Source organism: Gluconobacter sp. Gdi (genome assembly GCF_014132155.1).
In the GTDB taxonomy this organism is placed as follows: Bacteria; Pseudomonadota; Alphaproteobacteria; order Acetobacterales; family Acetobacteraceae; genus Gluconobacter.
On sequence record NZ_BLJQ01000023.1, the window covers coordinates 1 to 17,766 of the forward strand.

General features: G+C 48.4%; 16 protein-coding genes and 1 pseudogene. 6 read left to right on the forward strand and 11 right to left on the reverse strand.

The genetic code is table 11. The features are described from left to right. From JN414_RS17045 to JN414_RS15755, 3 genes are all read left to right on the forward strand, one after another. On the forward strand, positions 1 to 1,819 hold a 1,819-nt coding region (locus JN414_RS17045; protein ID WP_237390124.1), incomplete at its 5' end, for a hemagglutinin repeat-containing protein. Beyond that, complete coding sequence (locus tag JN414_RS15750; RefSeq protein WP_202208762.1) at positions 1,816 to 2,325, forward strand: hypothetical protein; 510 nt, start codon at positions 1,816 to 1,818, stop codon at positions 2,323 to 2,325. The genes JN414_RS17045 and JN414_RS15750, both read left to right, overlap by 4 nt. Before the next feature lie 166 nt (positions 2,326 to 2,491). Beyond that, positions 2,492 to 2,842 (forward strand): hypothetical protein, encoded by a 351-nt coding sequence (locus JN414_RS15755; protein ID WP_202208764.1) that lies wholly within the window; start codon positions 2,492 to 2,494, stop codon positions 2,840 to 2,842. A 481-nt stretch (positions 2,843 to 3,323) separates the two neighbouring features. Here the strand turns inward: JN414_RS15755 and JN414_RS15760 are convergent, their stop codons facing one another. From JN414_RS15760 to JN414_RS15775, 4 genes are read right to left on the reverse strand one after another with little or no spacing between them, the layout of a single operon-like run. After that, positions 3,324 to 3,695 carry a hypothetical protein gene (locus JN414_RS15760; protein WP_202208766.1) on the reverse strand — a complete coding sequence of 124 codons (372 nt, stop codon included), beginning with the start codon at positions 3,693 to 3,695 and terminating at the stop codon, positions 3,324 to 3,326. Next, the gene (locus JN414_RS15765) at positions 3,692 to 3,940 is read right to left on the reverse strand and encodes a hypothetical protein (RefSeq protein ID WP_202208768.1); all 249 of its coding nucleotides are present in this window, start codon (positions 3,938 to 3,940) and stop codon (positions 3,692 to 3,694) included. Before JN414_RS15765 ends, JN414_RS15760 begins: the two co-directional genes overlap by 4 nt. 57 nt (positions 3,941 to 3,997) lie before the next feature. Next, positions 3,998 to 4,423: a reverse transcriptase-like protein gene (locus JN414_RS15770; protein ID WP_202208770.1), complete on the reverse strand. Its 426-nt coding sequence runs from the start codon at positions 4,421 to 4,423 to the stop codon at positions 3,998 to 4,000. A gap of 51 nt (positions 4,424 to 4,474) precedes the next feature. Then, on the reverse strand, positions 4,475 to 4,747 hold the full coding sequence (locus JN414_RS15775; RefSeq protein ID WP_202208771.1) for a hypothetical protein: 273 nt from the start codon (positions 4,745 to 4,747) through the stop codon (positions 4,475 to 4,477). 10 nt (positions 4,748 to 4,757) lie between these two features. Here JN414_RS15775 and JN414_RS15780 point away from each other — a divergent pair. Next, positions 4,758 to 5,051: pseudogene (locus tag JN414_RS15780) on the forward strand (SOS response-associated peptidase family protein); the annotation flags it as partial. Positions 5,052 to 5,130: 79 nt separating this feature from the next. On the opposite strand, the gene JN414_RS15785 reads toward JN414_RS15780, so the two are convergent. The 5 genes from JN414_RS15785 to JN414_RS15805 all read right to left on the reverse strand — a co-directional run bounded on the left by JN414_RS15785 (position 5,131) and on the right by JN414_RS15805 (position 13,029). Further along, positions 5,131 to 6,156, reverse strand: coding sequence for a hypothetical protein (locus JN414_RS15785; protein ID WP_237390125.1), 1,026 nt, complete (start codon positions 6,154 to 6,156; stop codon positions 5,131 to 5,133). 865 nt (positions 6,157 to 7,021) lie between these two features. Then, positions 7,022 to 8,659, reverse strand: a complete 1,638-nt coding sequence (locus JN414_RS15790) for a DUF2130 domain-containing protein (RefSeq protein WP_202208773.1) — start codon at positions 8,657 to 8,659, stop codon at positions 7,022 to 7,024. Positions 8,660 to 8,842: 183 nt separating this feature from the next. After that, positions 8,843 to 11,176 carry an AAA family ATPase gene (locus tag JN414_RS15795; RefSeq protein WP_202208775.1) on the reverse strand — a complete coding sequence of 778 codons (2,334 nt, stop codon included), beginning with the start codon at positions 11,174 to 11,176 and terminating at the stop codon, positions 8,843 to 8,845. After that, positions 11,142 to 11,816: an ABC-three component system middle component 1 gene (locus JN414_RS15800; protein ID WP_202208777.1), complete on the reverse strand. Its 675-nt coding sequence runs from the start codon at positions 11,814 to 11,816 to the stop codon at positions 11,142 to 11,144. Before JN414_RS15800 ends, JN414_RS15795 begins: the two co-directional genes overlap by 35 nt. Continuing rightward, complete coding sequence (locus JN414_RS15805) at positions 11,797 to 13,029, reverse strand: ABC-three component system protein (protein WP_202208779.1); 1,233 nt, start codon at positions 13,027 to 13,029, stop codon at positions 11,797 to 11,799. Before JN414_RS15805 ends, JN414_RS15800 begins: the two co-directional genes overlap by 20 nt. Before the next feature lie 682 nt (positions 13,030 to 13,711). On the opposite strand from JN414_RS15805, the gene JN414_RS15810 reads away from it, so the two are divergent. Then, positions 13,712 to 15,007 carry an STAS-like domain-containing protein gene (locus JN414_RS15810; protein WP_237390126.1) on the forward strand — a complete coding sequence of 432 codons (1,296 nt, stop codon included), beginning with the start codon at positions 13,712 to 13,714 and terminating at the stop codon, positions 15,005 to 15,007. 251 nt (positions 15,008 to 15,258) lie between these two features. Here JN414_RS15810 and JN414_RS15815 read toward each other — a convergent pair whose 3' ends face one another. Further along, complete coding sequence (locus JN414_RS15815) at positions 15,259 to 15,588, reverse strand: HigA family addiction module antitoxin (RefSeq protein ID WP_061928275.1); 330 nt, start codon at positions 15,586 to 15,588, stop codon at positions 15,259 to 15,261. Then, the gene (locus tag JN414_RS15820; protein ID WP_061928277.1) at positions 15,578 to 15,868 is read right to left on the reverse strand and encodes a type II toxin-antitoxin system RelE/ParE family toxin; all 291 of its coding nucleotides are present in this window, start codon (positions 15,866 to 15,868) and stop codon (positions 15,578 to 15,580) included. Before JN414_RS15820 ends, JN414_RS15815 begins: the two co-directional genes overlap by 11 nt. A 521-nt stretch (positions 15,869 to 16,389) precedes the next feature. On the opposite strand from JN414_RS15820, the gene JN414_RS15825 reads away from it, so the two are divergent. Continuing rightward, positions 16,390 to 17,526 carry a hypothetical protein gene (locus tag JN414_RS15825; RefSeq protein ID WP_237390127.1) on the forward strand — a complete coding sequence of 379 codons (1,137 nt, stop codon included), beginning with the start codon at positions 16,390 to 16,392 and terminating at the stop codon, positions 17,524 to 17,526. Positions 17,527 to 17,766 lie beyond the last annotated feature (240 nt).

Here is a 17,766-nt window from a genome sequence, read left to right on the forward strand (position 1 = left end):
GATTAAGCCGTCAGACACCCGACGCTCGCCCGATCAAGCGCCGTGTTTCCAGTCCGTTCTTCAACATGGCCAAAATCACAGCTTCGGGCCCACTGGGCCTGATACGACGGTCAAGGCAGGCAACAGCGTCACGCTGAGCACGCCGGGAGCAATGAGGCTGAATGGTGCGGAAGTGTCCGGGCCGCGTGTGGATGTGTCGGCAGGATCCCTGAGCATCACGAGCCCGCAGAACACGTCGGACTATAAGAGCACGGCGCGGCAGGCAGGTGCTTCCATATCTGTCCCTGTGTGGGGCGCTGGTGGCAAAACCGGGGGCGGTGCCAGCTACAGCCAGCAGAACGTGACGGATCATTTTGCGACAACGGAAGACCAGCTTTCTGGTTTCTATGCGGGGAGCAAGGGTCTGGGTGTTGATGTGGCAGGCAACACCGCGCTGACGGCCGGTGTTTTGAGCAGCACGGCGGAAGCAAGCCTGAACCATTTTACCACCGGGAGCCTGACGGCGACGGATGTTGAAAACATCTCGCGCTGGGATGCGAAGCAGACCGGGGGCTCGTTCAGTGCGGGAGCCGGGATGTTTGGCAGCACGGCCGGGATACTGGGCGTTGTTGGGAGTGGTCTTGCGTCCGGGGCATCTGGCCTGATGGGGGGTGGCCGCACGCATGATGAGACGAGTGTGAGCCAGTCTGCCATTGGCGGAAACATTACTGTCAATGCAGGGAGCGTCTCGGGAAGCTACACGACGGATGTCGAGACAGCGAACGCGGCGCTGACAAACAAGTTTGACGCTCAGACGCTGAGCAATCAGCTTATGGCGCAGCAGATGGGCAGCCAGCTTGTGGGTGAAGTTGGCGGACAGGTTGCGGACAAGCTCAATGACATGGGTGTGGCCGGGTTTGATGAGACAAACTGGAAAGATAATTTTGGTCGTATAGCACTCGAAACAGCGGGGAACGCTGTTGTTGCTGCGGTGAGCGGTGGCAATGTTGGGGCTGCTGCTGCTGGTACTGCTGCTGGGGGAATCGCGGTTTCAGCTTCACTAAATAGTGTTGCAGGGTGGGTTCTTAATCAAACGGACAACAATGTAGAGACAGCAGCTCCTCTTGTGACGGCGATTGAGAATATTATTGCTTCTGGCGCTGGTGCGGCCGGTGGCTTTGGTGGAGGTGGAGGCAAGACTGCGTCCACCAACGCACTAAATGGGGCCTTCCAGGCTTCAGCTGTTGAGCAATATAACGCAGGCGCTGGTGATATTCTCAAGGTCGTTGTTGCTCTTGCCAAAAGCAGGGCGGCTCAAGTGGCGAAAGACGCACTGTTAAATACTCTTAAGGGAGAGGGCACTACTGTTGCAAAAGGTGTGGAGAGAGAGGCGGAAAGTGCTAAAAATTTAGAGGCAACTGCAGGTGATGCGGGAAAAGAGATTACGCGCCCAACGCCACGGCAGTCAGAAAAAGATGTTACAAATGATATTGGTGAAAATGCTCGGGAGCAGGTCAGCTATAAAGATGGGGAGGAAGTCCCTTATGGAACAAAAGGGAGTTCCCGCATTGATGTTCTGGACACAGCCACGGGTGAAAGTTATGAAGTCAAAAACTACAATATCGAAAAAAATTCATCTGGCTTGATTTCAAATGTTGTTAAGCAGATCATTCAGAGAGCATCTCAGCTTCCCAAGGACACCCAGCAGAACGTTGTTATTGATGTAAGAGGACAGAGTGTATCTAGAGAAACATCCATGACAATAGTGCGGAAGATAGTAGAAAAAAGTAATGGTATTATTTCTCAGGAGAATATTACGTTTAAAGGAAAACTGAAATGACTGTTTCGGTCTATGGTGGCATTATGATGCTAGAACTTGGTCCATCTGGGGATGTTGAGTATTTTTTTAGGTGCATAAATTATTTTGTTGAAACCCCTAAAAAGATATTACTGCCTTTGATAACAGACCGATTGTATAAGAGGTACGTTGTCGTGGAAGATTTCGCAGAGCTTCGTGAGAATTTTGTTTTTATTGAAAGTATATTTAAAAATACAGAAGTATTGTCATGCGACTTCGAAGAATATATTGTGGGGGAAAAGGATAGGAGGCTAAATCCGAAGGAGCCGACTTTAGATCTTTTGTTTAAAACATATTTTTCTTCCTTCAAGGATTGTATGAAAACCGCAGAATCAACCAAAGAAAATTTTGGAACATATGTACCATTGATAATTGGTCGTGATATCGTTGCTCCAAAGTTTGCGGTGGGGAAAAACGATTCAAAAGGCGAAAAAATACGCGAACGTTATGATGCTCTTGAAGGGAATCCATTATGGTGGGGAGCGTGATATAAAATTCTATAAAACGATTGAAGAGTTTGATTTAAAAGAAAAATAGAACACAAAGGTATTTTTTCTGGTGACTGGGGATGCATATTGCGGGCCTGCGCCTGAGTAAGCAGAGTGTCAGCAGCAGTAACTACACTCCGAGCGTGATTGCCAGCACGGGGGCAACTTGAACATTGGTGCGAAGGGCCCGGTGACGATTGACGGGTCTGTTGTTGCAGCGGCCAAGGATCTGGGGATCAGCGGGTCTTCGGTTGCGTTGACCACCGAGCAGAACAGCACCACCCAGACCGCGATGCACAAGGACAAGAGCATCGGGGTAACGGGCGGGATCTCGTCGGACTCGATGGTGGGTCAGGCGATTAACGGAGCTCTTGGGGCAAAGCAGTCCGGCACAGGCGTGCAGTCTGCTCTGGCGGGGATCCAGACCGGGCTTGGCGAGGGTATGTCGGCTCTTGGGGGGGGCGACGATCAACAACATGGAGGGATCGAAGAACCGTTAATTGATACGCTTGGCTGATGATTTCAGGCTTTTGGCGATTTGATTGACGGTTTTTGCGATGGCATCCGGTCTGCGTTTTGAGCAGATCGAGTGTTGTCCCAGATAGCGTCAATCAGCACGCCAAAAGCCCAAAATCAAAACCAAGGTACGTCAACCAATAGTTCTTCGAACCCTCCATCTTGGCGGCAGCACATCGAAACCACCACCCAGAGCAGTCAGACGACGCTAATTTGGTCGCCCTTTGTCAGCATTGCCATATCATTCATGACAGACCCCACCACATACGACAACGCCGCATCACATATCGGATGCGGCGTGCCGTTGGGGATTTGTTTGAGGGTCGCTATCGCTATTCAGGAGAATAGGGATACCAGCAAAGAGCCGCAAAAGACTGCGCCCGCCAAGAAAGCAACTGCGGCGGCGATAAGCACGACCGTTGAGCGAAGATCAGAAAAAGCGGCGCCTTCGGGAAGAAGTGCGCCACGAGAAAGAACTGTCATCATCGCCTCCAATAGATAGCTATGAGAATGACTGAAACGCAGACTGCCACAAGAATCCCCGACTCAACAAGGATTTTTTCCGCATGGCCGTTGGCGATTTTGATGAAGAAAGCGCTGACGCCAGAAAAAGCGCCGAAAATAACAACCGATGGTTGAGCCGTGCTAACCCAAAATGTCTTTCGAGCGGTCGCAATGTCAAACTCCAGTTTGATAAAGTCGGCGCACGTCTTTAGGGCCAGTATTTTCGTATTGAGGTCAACGAGATTGGCGCCGCTCGCGCTTCCGACCTGGCTACAACAGCTTTCGATCTCCGCCTTCAAAGCTTCGAGAGTGAGAGTTGGAGGAGGTGTGCCGCCAGATGAACCGCTCATACGATTGTCGCCGGAGATACTGAGACGATGTGGTCCGGGTCGATAAACCACACGCGATCAGGCCCATTCGCACCCTTGACTATCGCCTTGACGCAGATGCCCGAGAAGTCGTCCGATTTCAGGTTGAACATCTCAATCAACTCGCATGTCAGGCTGTTGCCGTTCGAGAGCTGGATGATGTAGTCGAACTTGCCGGGCATTTCGTGCGCCAACTGCATCGCAGCGAACGCTGGACCTAAACTCATGTCACCCCCCCCCTCCATATCGTCACACCTCTATAGCAGAAGTGTGACGATATGGAACTAGGCGGCTATAGGTTCGCGTCTTTCTGTTCGCATGTGCTTTTTAGCCTCCTCATCGCACCAGCGATTTACATAAAAGCGAGGGTCGGGATTGTCTGTATGACCCTTGACGTGCCGCGCCTCGATATTGACCGACGGATACTTCTTGCGCAGCAGCGAAATCAGACCCTGGTTCGTGTTGATGCACTGAACGACCCGCAGGCAGTCCGTCTGGATCAGGACGTAGGTGGCATCCTTGACCGATATGGCGATCTTGGCACCGTTGAACGCAGCCCAATATTCCGCCTCGAAGGACGTCTTCGGACGTCTCCGGAAACGGCCGGCATGTTTCACCTTCCCGCTGTTCGTGCTGATCCAGAACGCATATCCAGCCGCATGTGTCATTGGGCAAAACGACGCATCCGCTATAACCGTCGCTCGTGTCATCGCTTTCCCTTTCCTGTTAATCGTGAAGATACGAAAGCCCAGACAGGCTTGCTACGAGGACGCTCCGGGCATCCAGACCCAGGCGGACACCCACACACCGCCCTCATCGCCGCGAGCAGCGAACAGGGTATTGTCGTCCACATCGACCTCGTCATGTGATCGCCATTCCTCGCGCACGGCATCAGCTTCCGCCTCTGTCGCTGTGGCGTCCTCAAGCCCCGCCAGCGCGTCAACTGCGCGCTTGTGGTATGGTGACGCGCCATCTTTGGCGATGTCCTCCAGAAGCTCCAGAGCGGCTTGTAGAGGGGTGAATGAGAACTTCATAAAATCAACAGGATCGTTTCATCCAGTGTGGTTTGCCGCCGATGAGACGAAGCCTCTCCGCTTTTTTGCCGGGATCTGGACGTCCTGGACCTCGGTGCGCAAACTCAAGGAAGGCGAGGTCACGGTCGATCTTTTCGGCTTCCTGACCACGGAAGCCAACGCTGTGGTCGCGCCTTATCATCCCAAAGCGATGCCCGTCATTCTGGAACGCCAGGAGGAGATCGAAACCTGGCTGACGGCCCCCGCACCGGTCGCTCTGCAGCTCCAGAGACCGTTGCAAGAGTCATCCCTTCAGGTTCTTTGAGCAGACGAGGGGTCTAGCTGGCCCTCTGTCCCTTGAGGCGGGCGATTAGCCGGGAGCTTCTCAACATGGCTTCATCAGCCTATTTCATGGCTGCAGCCAGATCCTCATAGTCGAACTGAACCGGGTCCAACCGCGTTGGCGGCAGAAGCTGCGTAATCTCTTCCTCCGGGATAGATTGCGTCGTGAAAGGATCATCCTTACGGGGCCGGCCGCGCTGTCGGCCGGGGATGGGTCGTGTTGGAGGTTTCACGACGTCTCGGAGCGCTCCCATGCCAGCCAGACCAAACAGGCGATGAGCCGTTCGGTGCGTGACTTCCACAACAATGCCTCGGTCCTGGAATGCACTGAGAAGCTGCAGCGCGCTTTTCATCGACATGCCCAGACGATCCGCCAGCATAGAGGCAGACACGAGCGGCTGGATGGCCAGCACATTGACCGCTTGGGGCGCACGGGAATGACGACGCTGTGCGCCGCACTTATCAAGCGCCTGTGTCCTGGCTCGCTCCAGCTGGCGCAGAAGATCGAGCGCTTCTCGGACCTCGGCTAGAAGAGCATCGAGCCACCAGCACAGCCAGGGCTCGATCTCCCAAGGCGTTCCCGGGGTGAGTGCTTCTATGCCGGTCAGGATCAAGGGCGCCCGGAGAATATCATGGGAGTGCCAGTACCGGCTTAACGCCGCGCAGAAGGGAGCACGGGGGTGACCGGCCTGTAACCAGCGATGAAAAGCGATCCCCGCATCAAGGATCGATCCCCACCCTGATGACTGATCATTCAGGAACGCTTCGGCTTCGGTAATGGCACTCGCCTGCATAGCATCCGGGCGAGCGTACCAGCGCCAGAGCGTAAAGGCATGGGATGCCGCATCCACGGCGGTACCGCGTTCATAGCCGTCTTGGCAGACCACTTTCGGGATGAGGCCGCGCAGTTCGGCAACCAGATACCAAGGATCGATCAACCAGCCGTCAACAGCGCTATGGCGCTGGATCGCATTCAAGCGTTGCCGGAACAGGACGGCAGGTACAGCCGAGCCATGTCTCAGCGCCTGATCCAGACGTCCCAGTTCGAGACTGAAACGGGTGAGCCTCTCGGCGAACGGAGGAACCATTGATCCTATGAGGCGTCGCTTTTCGGATAGTCTCCAAGATGGACCTGCGTTTTGAGCGCTTCAAGGGAAATCGTCATTTGAGTCCTCGACCGGAAGGATGAGTCACAGGGCCTGATTTGCGCCACACATCCGAACAGGATGTCATGACTGTTTGTCTGAGAGACTTTTCCGTTATTTCACAGGCCGGAAGGCGCGCTGCGTCTCTCGCCTATGAGCCTTCAATACCACCAAGCGGCCCGTAGCAACAGCATTCAATTACCCTAATATCCTCAAAAGGTAAGTCTCAGTCTTTTTTCCAAAATACGCCCCCTCTTCACCCCCTATGTCCGTTAATTTCTATTATCGGACATAGGGGGTGAGAACCAGAAAAGACCCGCAAAGGTCTTTTAGATGGCGTGTTCCACGGACATTCATGCAAGGACAAAGTCTGCTGCCGGAAAGACAGTCTGATCGTCTCTGGCCCTCTTTGCGAGAGACATTCCAACTCACGCAGGTCTGTAACTATTCTGAGGCTCGCGGCTGACTTGGGGGGGAAGTGGAATGTCCGGTTCTGACATAGAACTCAAAATACCGGACATTCGTTCGGACTGATGTGGGCTTTCAATTGTTCTCAGTGAGAACAAGACCTGTAAACGATTTAGAGCGAGGCCTCCCCTGCCAGCTTGGGGGTTTTTAATTATAACTCCCACTCGATTGTTAATGGGAAGGGCAAGTGGAGGCCTTACCTGCCATGGATCAGGTCGTGGTGATAAAGTTCGATACCATGAAAAATATCGTCTTCAGGAGAATTTTCACCTCGATGTCTGTTTCTCGCACTACTGATGCTTATTTTGGGCGCTCTGCTCAGAAATGCAAAGCAACCAGATCAACTTGATGCACCGTGTTCCCGCCCGTCTGAAGCTCCCCCATTTTTCTTCAGATCAGAAAATTTTTCCGCCATCGTCGGGTTGCCCTTCGTTAGCCGCTTAATCGTAACATCCTGAGCTTTGTTATTTGCAAGACGAAGATTTCTGTCTGCGCCAAGCAAAGCATCTTTTATCTTTTGCAAATGGTCAATCGACTTGTCAATTTCATCGATTGCAGTTTGGAAACGTCGAGATGCCAAATCGTAGTTTTTACCAAACGCCGCCTTGAACTCTTCAAGCTGATCCTCAAAGTTCGTCACATCAATGTTTTGCGCTTTTACGAGAGCGAGTTCCGACTTGTATTGGAGCGAATTTATTGCTGCGTTTCTCAGGAGCGTAATGATAGGAATAAAAAACTGTGGACGGACGACATACATCTTCGGATAGCGATGGGATACATCTACAATCCCACTGTTGTACAGCTCACTGTCAGGCTCAAGCAATGAGACGAGAATCGCGTACTCACACTCTTTCTCAATCCGATCTTTATCGAGTTCCTTGAAAAAATCCTCATTCTTATTCTTCGTCGTCGTGTGATCGTTCTCGTTCTTCATTTCGAACATGATCGAGACAATCTCCGTGCCAGCTTCATCTGAGTCACGAAAAATGTAGTCGCCTTTACTGCCGGTCCGAGCGTCGTTGTCCTTCTCGAAATACGACCTCGGAAACGCAGTGGCTCGAAGACGATTGAACTCCGTCTCGCAATGTTGCTCCAGGGTTTCGCCAACCATTTTGGTAGACAAACGAGCCTTCATGTCCCGAAGTCGCTCAATCGCGTCATCACGATCTTTAATCTGCGTCTCATACTTGTCCTTGAGCGACTTTTCGGCAAGCTGTTTCTCAAGCTCGGATCGATCGAGGCCCGTTTTCAGTGCGTCGCGTTCCTTCTCGACCACGTTGACCGCCTCGGTAATCGCCAGCTTTCGCTCAATCTCGGCAGCCTCTAATTGGGCCTTCAAACCTTGAATTTCTGTATCCTTTATAGCCGCAGCTTTATGTAGCTCGTTTGCAAGCTTGGCCTCGGCTAACTCATAGGAGGCTTGTTTGTCGCGTTTCGCTTGTTCAAGTTCATTCGCGAGCGTGTCACGCTCCTTCTCCACCGCCCCCAAGGCTTCTGCCACAGCAAGTTGGCGCGCCACTTCACCCGCATCAAGCTTGGATTTCAGATCCTGAACCTCAGCATCCTTAACTGCAGCTGCTCTTTGCAATTCGTTCAGTAGCTTTGTTTCAGCCAACTCGGCCGCAGCTTGTTTATCGTGTCTCGCCCGCTCAAGCTCGTTCGAGAGCAAATCACGCTCTTTTTCGACGGCAGCCAGCGCTTCAGTCACAGCGAGTTGTCGGGCCACTTCACCAGCGTCGAGTTTGGCCTTCAGTTCTTGAATTTCGGCATTTTTGGCTGACGCAGCTTGTTGCAATTCGCTAGTCGCCTTGGTCTTGGCTAGTTCAAGAGCGTTCTGCTTGTCTTGTTCAGCCAACGCCAGACGTTCGTGCAACTGCGCTTCGAATTCGCTATCGTGAACTTGTTTCAGGATATCCGCATACCCAGACTCATCGATTTTAAAAGCCTTCCCGCAGTGCGGACAAATAATCTCATGCATGCTTATTTACCTTCCACCTTTGTCAAGATTTTCCGATGCGTCGCTGGCACCGTCCCTTCGGCCTTGAGAATGAAGGCGTCCAGTAAGCAAGTTGATTTTTAGCTAAGCTATCTACCATCTCTAGGATGGAGCATGGGCCAACTCATCCGCATTACCATTACGAAAATCCAGCTCTACTAGCTTTTATGAAGCTTCTTTCGCCAATAGCTGCATGTTGAGCGAGCTCGTGGCCAAACCCGCCCGGTCGAAGCGGTAACGCATGTAGGCCGAGATGTCATCTTCATGAGAGGACACGACTAGCTGGCAATGCTTGAGTTCGCAACGGAGTAGGTCGGTCAGGGAGGCAACGTTCACTTCATCCAGGGATTGTGAGGGGTCATCGATGAGAATGAGCGGTACCTGTGCATAGACCTTGTTTAGGGATAGGAAAAAGGCAAGGCTGAGGGCGGACACTTGGCCAGAACTCATGGACATGACAGCGTCATGTTCAGACTTCTCGGCAGTCAGGAACCTCAACTGCGTACCTTCGCGGCTCTCGATAAACAGGCCCAGGCCACGCTGGTAGTTTTGGATCAGCCGGCCACTGTAGATGTGGAATATGAGCTCAATAGCCGAAATTGTCTGATCGGTATAATTTTGCTCAGTCATCTTCAGCGTGTTGCGAAGCTCTCCGATTTTACCTTGTGCTTTTCGGGCTGCCTGGGTTTCTTTTTCGATAAGCCTAAGATCGGAAACACACGTTTGGAGCCGAAAGTTTTGAGCTTCGTTGGCTTTGATCGATATGTATTGCTCTTTGTCCTTCAGGTTTTCAGCCGTTATTATGTAGAAGTCTTGCAAATCTTTGAAGGCGCTGCTTGTTGTTTCTCGCCAGTCCTCCGGCAGAGCTAAAGCGTCAGCTTCAACCTGTTTTTTATTTCTTAGTATCTCCTTGAGCGTTTCAAGTCGCTCATCCACTACGTCATCAATTTCCGTAAATGAGGTAGTAAATTGAATGTTGTCGCTTTGTAGCTTGTCCAGAAGTTGGGTTATTGCCGGGAGTCGAAGCTTAATTTTGGTCAGCGCTGCATGAAGATTTGGTTCAAATTTAGACGTGAGAATTTTCAGGCTGTCTTGTACATGAGTGTCGATCGGCTTCAACTCAGTGTCCATAGCAGCAATAAGGTTTACTAAGTCCTTGCCGTCCTGGCTTAGTGAATCAGAGATCTGCGTAGTTCTTGCTTCAATGGCATCCATCATTGATTTGTGATCTCCCCAGTCAGCGCCACAGAGAGGGCACAACTGATCGTCGGGATAAGACTTTTCATATTCGTCAATCAGTTGCCTTTTCAGGCGTTCCAATTCAGCCACGATGTTCGTATTGGCGCTGCTTTTTTCACGTAGGCTGTTTCGGGCTTCAATTTGTGACTCAAACCACTCAAAGCGCCCATCTGCCCAGTTTGGTAGTGATCGGGCTTCTTCGAGCTTGATCGCCGTGGCGCCGCGTTTGATGATATTTGCTGAATGTTCTAATTCATCAATCCCTTTTTTGATAGCGTCAAGCTCATCAAGCTTGCCAAGGTCTTGACCAAACTGAGCCAGACTTCTTAGAGATTCCTTGTTACGATCAATGTCAGCATCGATGGTCTCATTGTGAACTCTGGTTTTTATCGTGGCTTTGAGTGGCAGAAGGGCGGTAATCTTGCGAACGGATTCCTGGTAGGCAGCATGGTCTGCCGCTGAATACGTTGAGAACAGGTTCTCCTTATCCCACCCTGGTTGCAAATCGGTCGTCGATAGCTTTTTATACTCGCCGGTCCCAGCCTCTGCCTGCAATGTGCCTCTTAGGGTGGCTATCTCCTCCGTAAGTAATACAACTTTCGCATTACGCTCAGGGTCGTTGATGTACTTTGTGAACTTATTGTAGATAGTGTTGCAGTTTTCGATCTCGGCTTCGATATCGCTAATGTTAAAGAGGTTTCCTAGTTTATCCTTGCGTTCGTCTACTCGAGTATGTAGCAGCCGATTTTGTCCTTGTTCCAGATAGTTAAGGAATGAGAAGTTTTCCCTAAAGTTTTTTCCGAACACTTCGTCAAGAAAATTGTTATCCCGCTGATTATTTTTCGTGAAGTCAGATGATTCAAATGCTGCCAACTCATAAAGCTTGAAATTTTCGTACTTGTCTGCACGATTGTTTGCTGGCTTTTTAAATATCGAAACTGGGCAATGCCTGGCTAAGACAAGTTTGCGATCACCATTAATGAATTCAATTTTAATGCAAAGGTCGTTCTCGCCGGAGCGGTTGTTCCAGAATAGATTGTCCGCGTAGTCTCTTTTTTTCTTAGTTAATATAGTAGAGAATAGGTTTTGTATTCGATTGATCTGGCCAGTGAGCAGAAGTTCGATGGCGTCGAATATGCTTGTTTTGCCATAACCGTTAGGGCCGTCCAGAGTTAGCAAGGACGACTCGCCGAGATCAAAGTAAATATGCTTGAATGCTTTGAAGCTAGAGACTTCGATCTTGGATATTTTCCAGTTCATTGCGAATCATTTTCTTAATAAAATCGTCGGCGTTTTTGTCTGTGACTTTCTGGATCGTTGAATATGTATCGTTCAGGCCAGCTTCTGCAACGGCCTCAGCGGCTTGCTGCCTCAAAGACACAAGGTTTCCTTGATGGCTAGATAGCTCTAAAAAAGGAAGTTTTATAAATGTCTTTGCTGCAAAGCTGTACTGCGTAGCCTTCAAAGGATTTTCTTTGTAGTCCAAGAATTCTTTTTTATCGGCAATTACGGATACAAGTTTGTTGTAGGTGAAGTCAGTGAGGGCGCTTTCTTCTGCACTGCTGTAGTAGAGGACATATTTTTTATAAAAATGTGGGTCTTCCTCGATGGCGAAGATTTCTTCTTCGTGATCCTTGAACTCGGCCAGAACGTCAAGGCGATGAATGCAGATCAAATCGCAATTCTTCTTGAAGCTTGGGTTTCTGAGAAACTCTTCAGGGGCTAGGCGATTGATTAGGTTATTCAGCTCGGCTGGGTCAGGAAGGTCGTCTAAAGTATGTACGACTGCGAATCTGATGGCAGATCCGGACTCGCGAACATAAAAGCTTGTGGTATCCAGTTCACGTTTACTTACAAAGCCATGGGCAACAAGTGCTTCATCAATGAGTTGCTTTATCATTTAGGCGATCCTCCGCGTCATCTTTTGTTATTACGCTAATACACAGAGACTTGGTGATGTTGCTTTCAAGCTTTTCGGTGGCCTTTTTGTTGTCAAAATCATCCGAGTTTGTGAATTTTGTATTGAAGGTGAATGAGGCTTCTGCTTTGCTGGCGATTAGATGGTTGTACTCAAAAAGTAGTCTTAGCAAATCCTCGTTGTTTTTCATCTCCCGGATCATGTCAGATTCACAATCTTCGCTTTCATCTACGTCAAGAGCGGTAGGTGCATAAAATCGATTTTCTCTGTCGAGATAGTGTGGAAGGTGGTTGAATATGGGCTCCGCCGAAATAGCCTGGATGAGCTTGGTATATCGCCTGATGTCGCTCGTCTGAACGTCTTGAAATCGCTCGGAGGGTTTCATCATTTGGCATAGGGTCTTCAATTCGTTGATATGGGTATCGCGAATGTGCTCGCACAGGCGCCTGGCTCTCTCATAAGTGGCGTCATTCATGGTTGGCAGCATCTGATCCAGTCGTTCTTCTAGATGGGTTTGGAGCCTGGCCTTCAACTCAACCGCATAGTAGTCACGATTCTGATAGGGGTTTTCGGCTACCAATTCCTCCCAGATATTTCTGGCATTGATGCGGCCCTCATATGCGGCTCTATTTTCTGAGATTCCGTCAACTTGATTCAGTTTGTGGTTGTATATTGCCTTGGTGCTTATTTTTTCTGATAGTAGGCAGTAGTTAAAGTTTATAAGGTTATCACTAATGGTAATGGACTTATTCTCACATAACTTTCTTATAAGTTCTTTGGTTAGTTCTTCAATTTCACCTAGTCCGCAATGATAGTTATTTCCGTAGCGGTAAAACTTTACTGTTTCCCCGCTCGCGCCTTTATGATCGTCTGTATTGTCAAGCTTAACAGATACGTGGAAATAGCGGGACGTTCCTTTGATTTTGTCGTATTCGATTAAAGTGGACTGTTCCAGCGCCTTGGTGTAACCGCTACGATATTTGCTGATCTTCGCTTTGACTTGATGGGCGGTATGTAGTTTTCCATCTTTATAAATAGCGAAGTCGTCGCTACTGTCTAGCTGAAGTTCGAAGTCTAAATCCCCATCGTGAATTAGCTTAAGGGAATGATATAGTGCTATCTTCCCTTGATAAACGAAGCCGCTCCAGGAAGACACCGCGCTGGCTGGGTAATTTTCATCATCTTCTTGACTCACACAAACTCCTTTCACCGTTACCGAACTGCTGACCTGTTCCTTTGTTTAGTCAGGCTCTCAAAATGCATACCTCACTGCTCTAGGTGCACAACACGGGTCAAACTCTGGGCGATGGTATTCTTGCCGCTGACTGCTTCCATGCAGATCACGCTACACCCACCCTGCATGAGCGCATTGCGTTGCAAGCCTAGGTGTTAATCGTCTGTCGAAACGCGGGCGTATCCAACGCGTTGGTTCATGGACATTCTCACCATTGAAAAATTGACAAATATATTAACAACACAGACTACCAAGAAAAATAAAGAAATATAGTTGTTCTCTCTGGCCAAAAAACCACCGTTTAAGGGATATGCGAAACTCATTTCCAGACTGTCGGCTATGCGGAAATCAAATCGCTATGTCGCCTGTCTGGCATGAGGCGTAAGCAGCAGGTCTGCTTACGCCTTCATGTCGGGCATACGTGCCTGTGAATAGCTTTCCGCATAGCAGACATACGCAGCCCCCTCTCTTTCGAACGAGTTGGGCCGAAATGGAACGGTCCGGTCAATGATGCCAAAAGTCAAAATTCGATTATCATTACGCCATGGTGCAGGTTCTCTGCTGTCCACCATTAGCGTTTCATTCATAGCCGACGGCTTGGCTATACGCTTTTCGAGTATAGCGTTTTCCGACTATTAGTAGCATGATTCCAGAACGGATGATCAAATTAATAAGGATTGGGTTGTTGCCTCCAAAGCCATTTGCATGCACATCAGACAACAATATCATATCCGTATCCGGGGGGCTCGATCCAACTCACTTTAGAAATGTCACAGCGGCAATCTACGACACGTTGGAACGCCAGGGAAATTCAAGCCTTACTCTTAGTTTTGTGGACCTTGAACGAGTTCCCGTAAGAGCTATGCTGCCAATTGTAGCGCAGATAATAAAATACAAAAATTTAGGGTACAAGGTTGCTCTCATCGAGCCAAATTCAGAAAATATAAAAAAATTGTTTAGAAATTCAAATTGGTCTCACTTGATCGACGATAACTACCCTGTAGCGCGCCGAAGAAATAAGAGTCACCTTCCAGCTGAAATTTTCACGTCACCTTTAGAGCAGCATCATCTCGTAAATGAACTAATGGAAAAAATAATTGGTGGCGTTGAAAATATTGATCGAGAGCATTTTTCAGCTTTAGAATGGGCAATAAATGAGATAACCGATAACGTCTTAGTTCATTCAAACTCCTCATGTGGTGGGCTTGTTCAACTGACAGCAAAAAGCCGCGTAAAAAAAATAGAATTTGTTGTCGCCGATACCGGAATCGGTATTGCTAAAAGCCTTAAGCACAATTCGAATGCTTACACCTCAGATACGGATGCTCTTTCTAATTCTATTTTACAGGGCGTTACGCGCGATAAAAGCATAGGGCAGGGAAACGGACTATATGGAAGTTATCAAATCGCAGCATTAAGTGGTGGTTACTTTGGAATTTATGCCAATAATGCATCTCTTTACCTAAAGAGTGGGAATAAAATGATTAAGCGGGAAGATATTCCCTATTCTGGGTCTGTTGTTGTTGCCGAACTAAACTATGCGGAACCCATTCGATTGAGCGAGGCGCTACGGTTCGGCGAGCAAGGATTTTCACCGTATGACTATGTTGATGTAATGATGGATAAAAATGAAGAAGGTTTTATCTATATTCATGTAAAGGACGAGGTCTCCTCGGTTGGGTCGCGTACTGCTGGAGAACCACTTCGAATAAAAATTGCCAATCTGTTAAAACTTCAGTCAGATTCAAGAATAATTCTTGATTTCTCCGGAACACGAATCATCTCAAGCAGTTTTGCAGATGAAGTGATCGCAAAAAACGTCGTCCATTTTGGATTTTCCGAGTTCATGGAAAGAGTTAAAATTACAAATGTTGAAGATATTACAAGGTCAATTATAGATAAATCAGTAAATCAGAGAATGATAAGTTTAAATCAATAACGGTATTTGAAAATAAAAATTTATATCAAAATTATTTGTATGCTGAGGCAATGCTACTACATAGCTCGTAAGGGTGTATAGTTATCGGAAGACCTTCATATAGTTGAAGCGCACGCTTCTAGAACAATCAGTCCAGTCTCGAAAGTTCGGTTTGGGCGCGACAGTGGTCGTCACACTTAGTCCAATTAACAGCAGGAAACATTGTCTGGGTACCCGAACCAGACCTTCCGCTTTCCCCCCCTAAGCAGACCTTAAATAGTCCGTTGTTCAGTCCTGGAAGGTGCGACGAGATTGAAATGCTGGACGTTCAAATTGGCTTCATGCGCACGTGCCTGAGCCAGTTCGAATGCACTCTGCATACGCATCAAGGTATCGGCGCGTACTCCAAAGGCCTTCTCAAACCGAATGGCCATGTCAGCAGACAGGTTAGACCTTCCGTTTAGAAGAGCACTGATCGACTGACGCGAGACACCAAAATGTTCCGCAACGGTGTTTACCTTGATATTATAAGGCTCCAGTATTTCTGTCCTGATCCAGTCACCCACATGAACGGCCAGCGAGGCATGCATTTTAAGCGCCATGATAATCCTCCAGTGTCATATCGCAGAGGGAACCCTGCTCGTTCAGGCGAAACGTCAGACGCCAGTTTTTGGTGACCGTCATTGACCAGGTGCCTGCGCGATCCCCCGTCAATGGGTGCAACCCATAATTTGGAGGAACAGCAAGTTCGTCTAACGACGCTGCTGCATCAATGAATGCCAACATCTTCCGAAGCCGGCTGACGTCGCCAACGAGACCTTTAGCATTACCTGTTTCGAAAAACCGGCGCAGGCCTTTGTGACTGATGCTGTCGATCTCCATGGATGTAACCTACAGCTTTACGTTCTCAATGTAAAGATATGCTTTACATAGTGGAATTTCTATTGCCTTGAACTTACCTAAGAGCCCCCTTCCCTACCTCATTTGAGACGACCGTTCTCAGTAAGTCTGACAAGGTAAAGTTATATCCGTTAATCTACATTATCGGACATAGGGGGTGGAGCACAAAAAAGCCCCGAAAAGTTCTTTTAGAGGCGTGTTCCACAGACGCTGATGCAAGGACAAGGTCTGCGCCCGAAAAGACAGCCTGATCGTCTCTGGCCCTCTTTGCGAGAGACATTTTAACGCACGCAGGCTTGGAGCCGCCTCTCTGCGTTGCGGCTGACTTGGGGGGGAGACGGAATGTCCGCTAATCGGAGAGAGACGTTTGGAAACGGACGTCTCCGCGTATCCCTGAGCGGTTCGCTTTGCAATGGCGTCGACCAAAGGAAGATGCGACTTCAATTACAATGGCAAATGCGACAGTTTGCGATGGTGTCAATGCGGAGAGTTAAGAGTAGGCAATGCTAAAAAAACCATTTTATATGGCCATCGCTGTCTGGACTACAGGTTTGATGCAACCGATGCTCGCTAATGCGAGTCCAATTGCTACAGGAGGTTTCGCCACCGCCAATGGCTCCATTGAACCTGCGGTTGTCGTCTCCAGCCTTGACAGTTTAAAGTCAGCTTTCAATCAAAGAAAACACCACATAATAGTAAGTGGTTTAATTTATGGTGGTCCGAAATTAACGACATTGACGTTTTCTACCCTTGATTGGAGTAACACCACCATTGAGGGGGCCATAGGAGGCAAGGCAGCCCTTGAAAACATTCAATTAAAATTCGATGGTGAACTACTTGGAAAAGGTCAAAAAATCACAAATATTGTAGTGAAAAATATTAATTTTTTTGGAAATATTATTGACCTTCAAAAGCTCCCACCACAGATATTTGGAAGCACAAACAAGGAAGGCATAAATTATGAAGGAATTTCTTTTCGGAGAATTAATAATGCATGGATAGACCATTGCTCATTTAAAGATATGAGCGACGACCTTATGAGTATAACTTTAGAGTCTGACAATATTACAGTTTCATACAACCATTTTTATTTCAGTGCCAATTGGTTGCATATGAACCCAGATCCAGTATGGAATTGGGTCGGGAAAAATCAAGATTTGGCGAATGAACGACTAGCTATAGTAGTCGGAGCAAATCCGACTGATTCCTATCTGTATGGTGCCAATGCACTCCATGTCACTTTGCACCACAACTGGATCGGGCCCTTGATAAAGGGACGTCCTTTGTTACGTGGCTGGGTCCATGCCTACGATAATTTCTTTGACAATAGCGATCCTCCGCGAGGAACGACATATCAAGGCGGTAGCGCTCAGCAGTATAATTCTATGCAAATTGGAAGTGGCAGCGTAGTATATTCTGAAAGAAATTATTTTTACATGACTAATAACAGTAATCAGATCGGATTAGACCCCTCCAGAAACTCGTATCAATTTTATGAAAAAAATAATTTCTATGTTCAAACAACAGGCAGGATTGCTTTTGGTCAGAATTTTGGAAACGTACCTGTAAGTTATGCTTACCAATTAGAACCAGCAGAAAACATAAATAACTCAATCCGGAATAGCGCCGGACCTAAATAATTAAATGAATTTCCTAAATTAAAATTCGGAGAATTTATTTATATCAATCTCATACTTTAATTGGATTCTTCGAAAAACCCCCTGGTTTTAAGGTCTGCTCTGTGATTCCATTCGTCCGGTTCTGACTGAGGGAATGGCGTTATGAAGCAGGCGGGATTTTTTGACGTTGAAGAGCGGCTTGCCCGGCTGAGCGGGCTTGGTGATCAGCTCGAAGCATTTTCCCGGACTGTGGATTTTGAA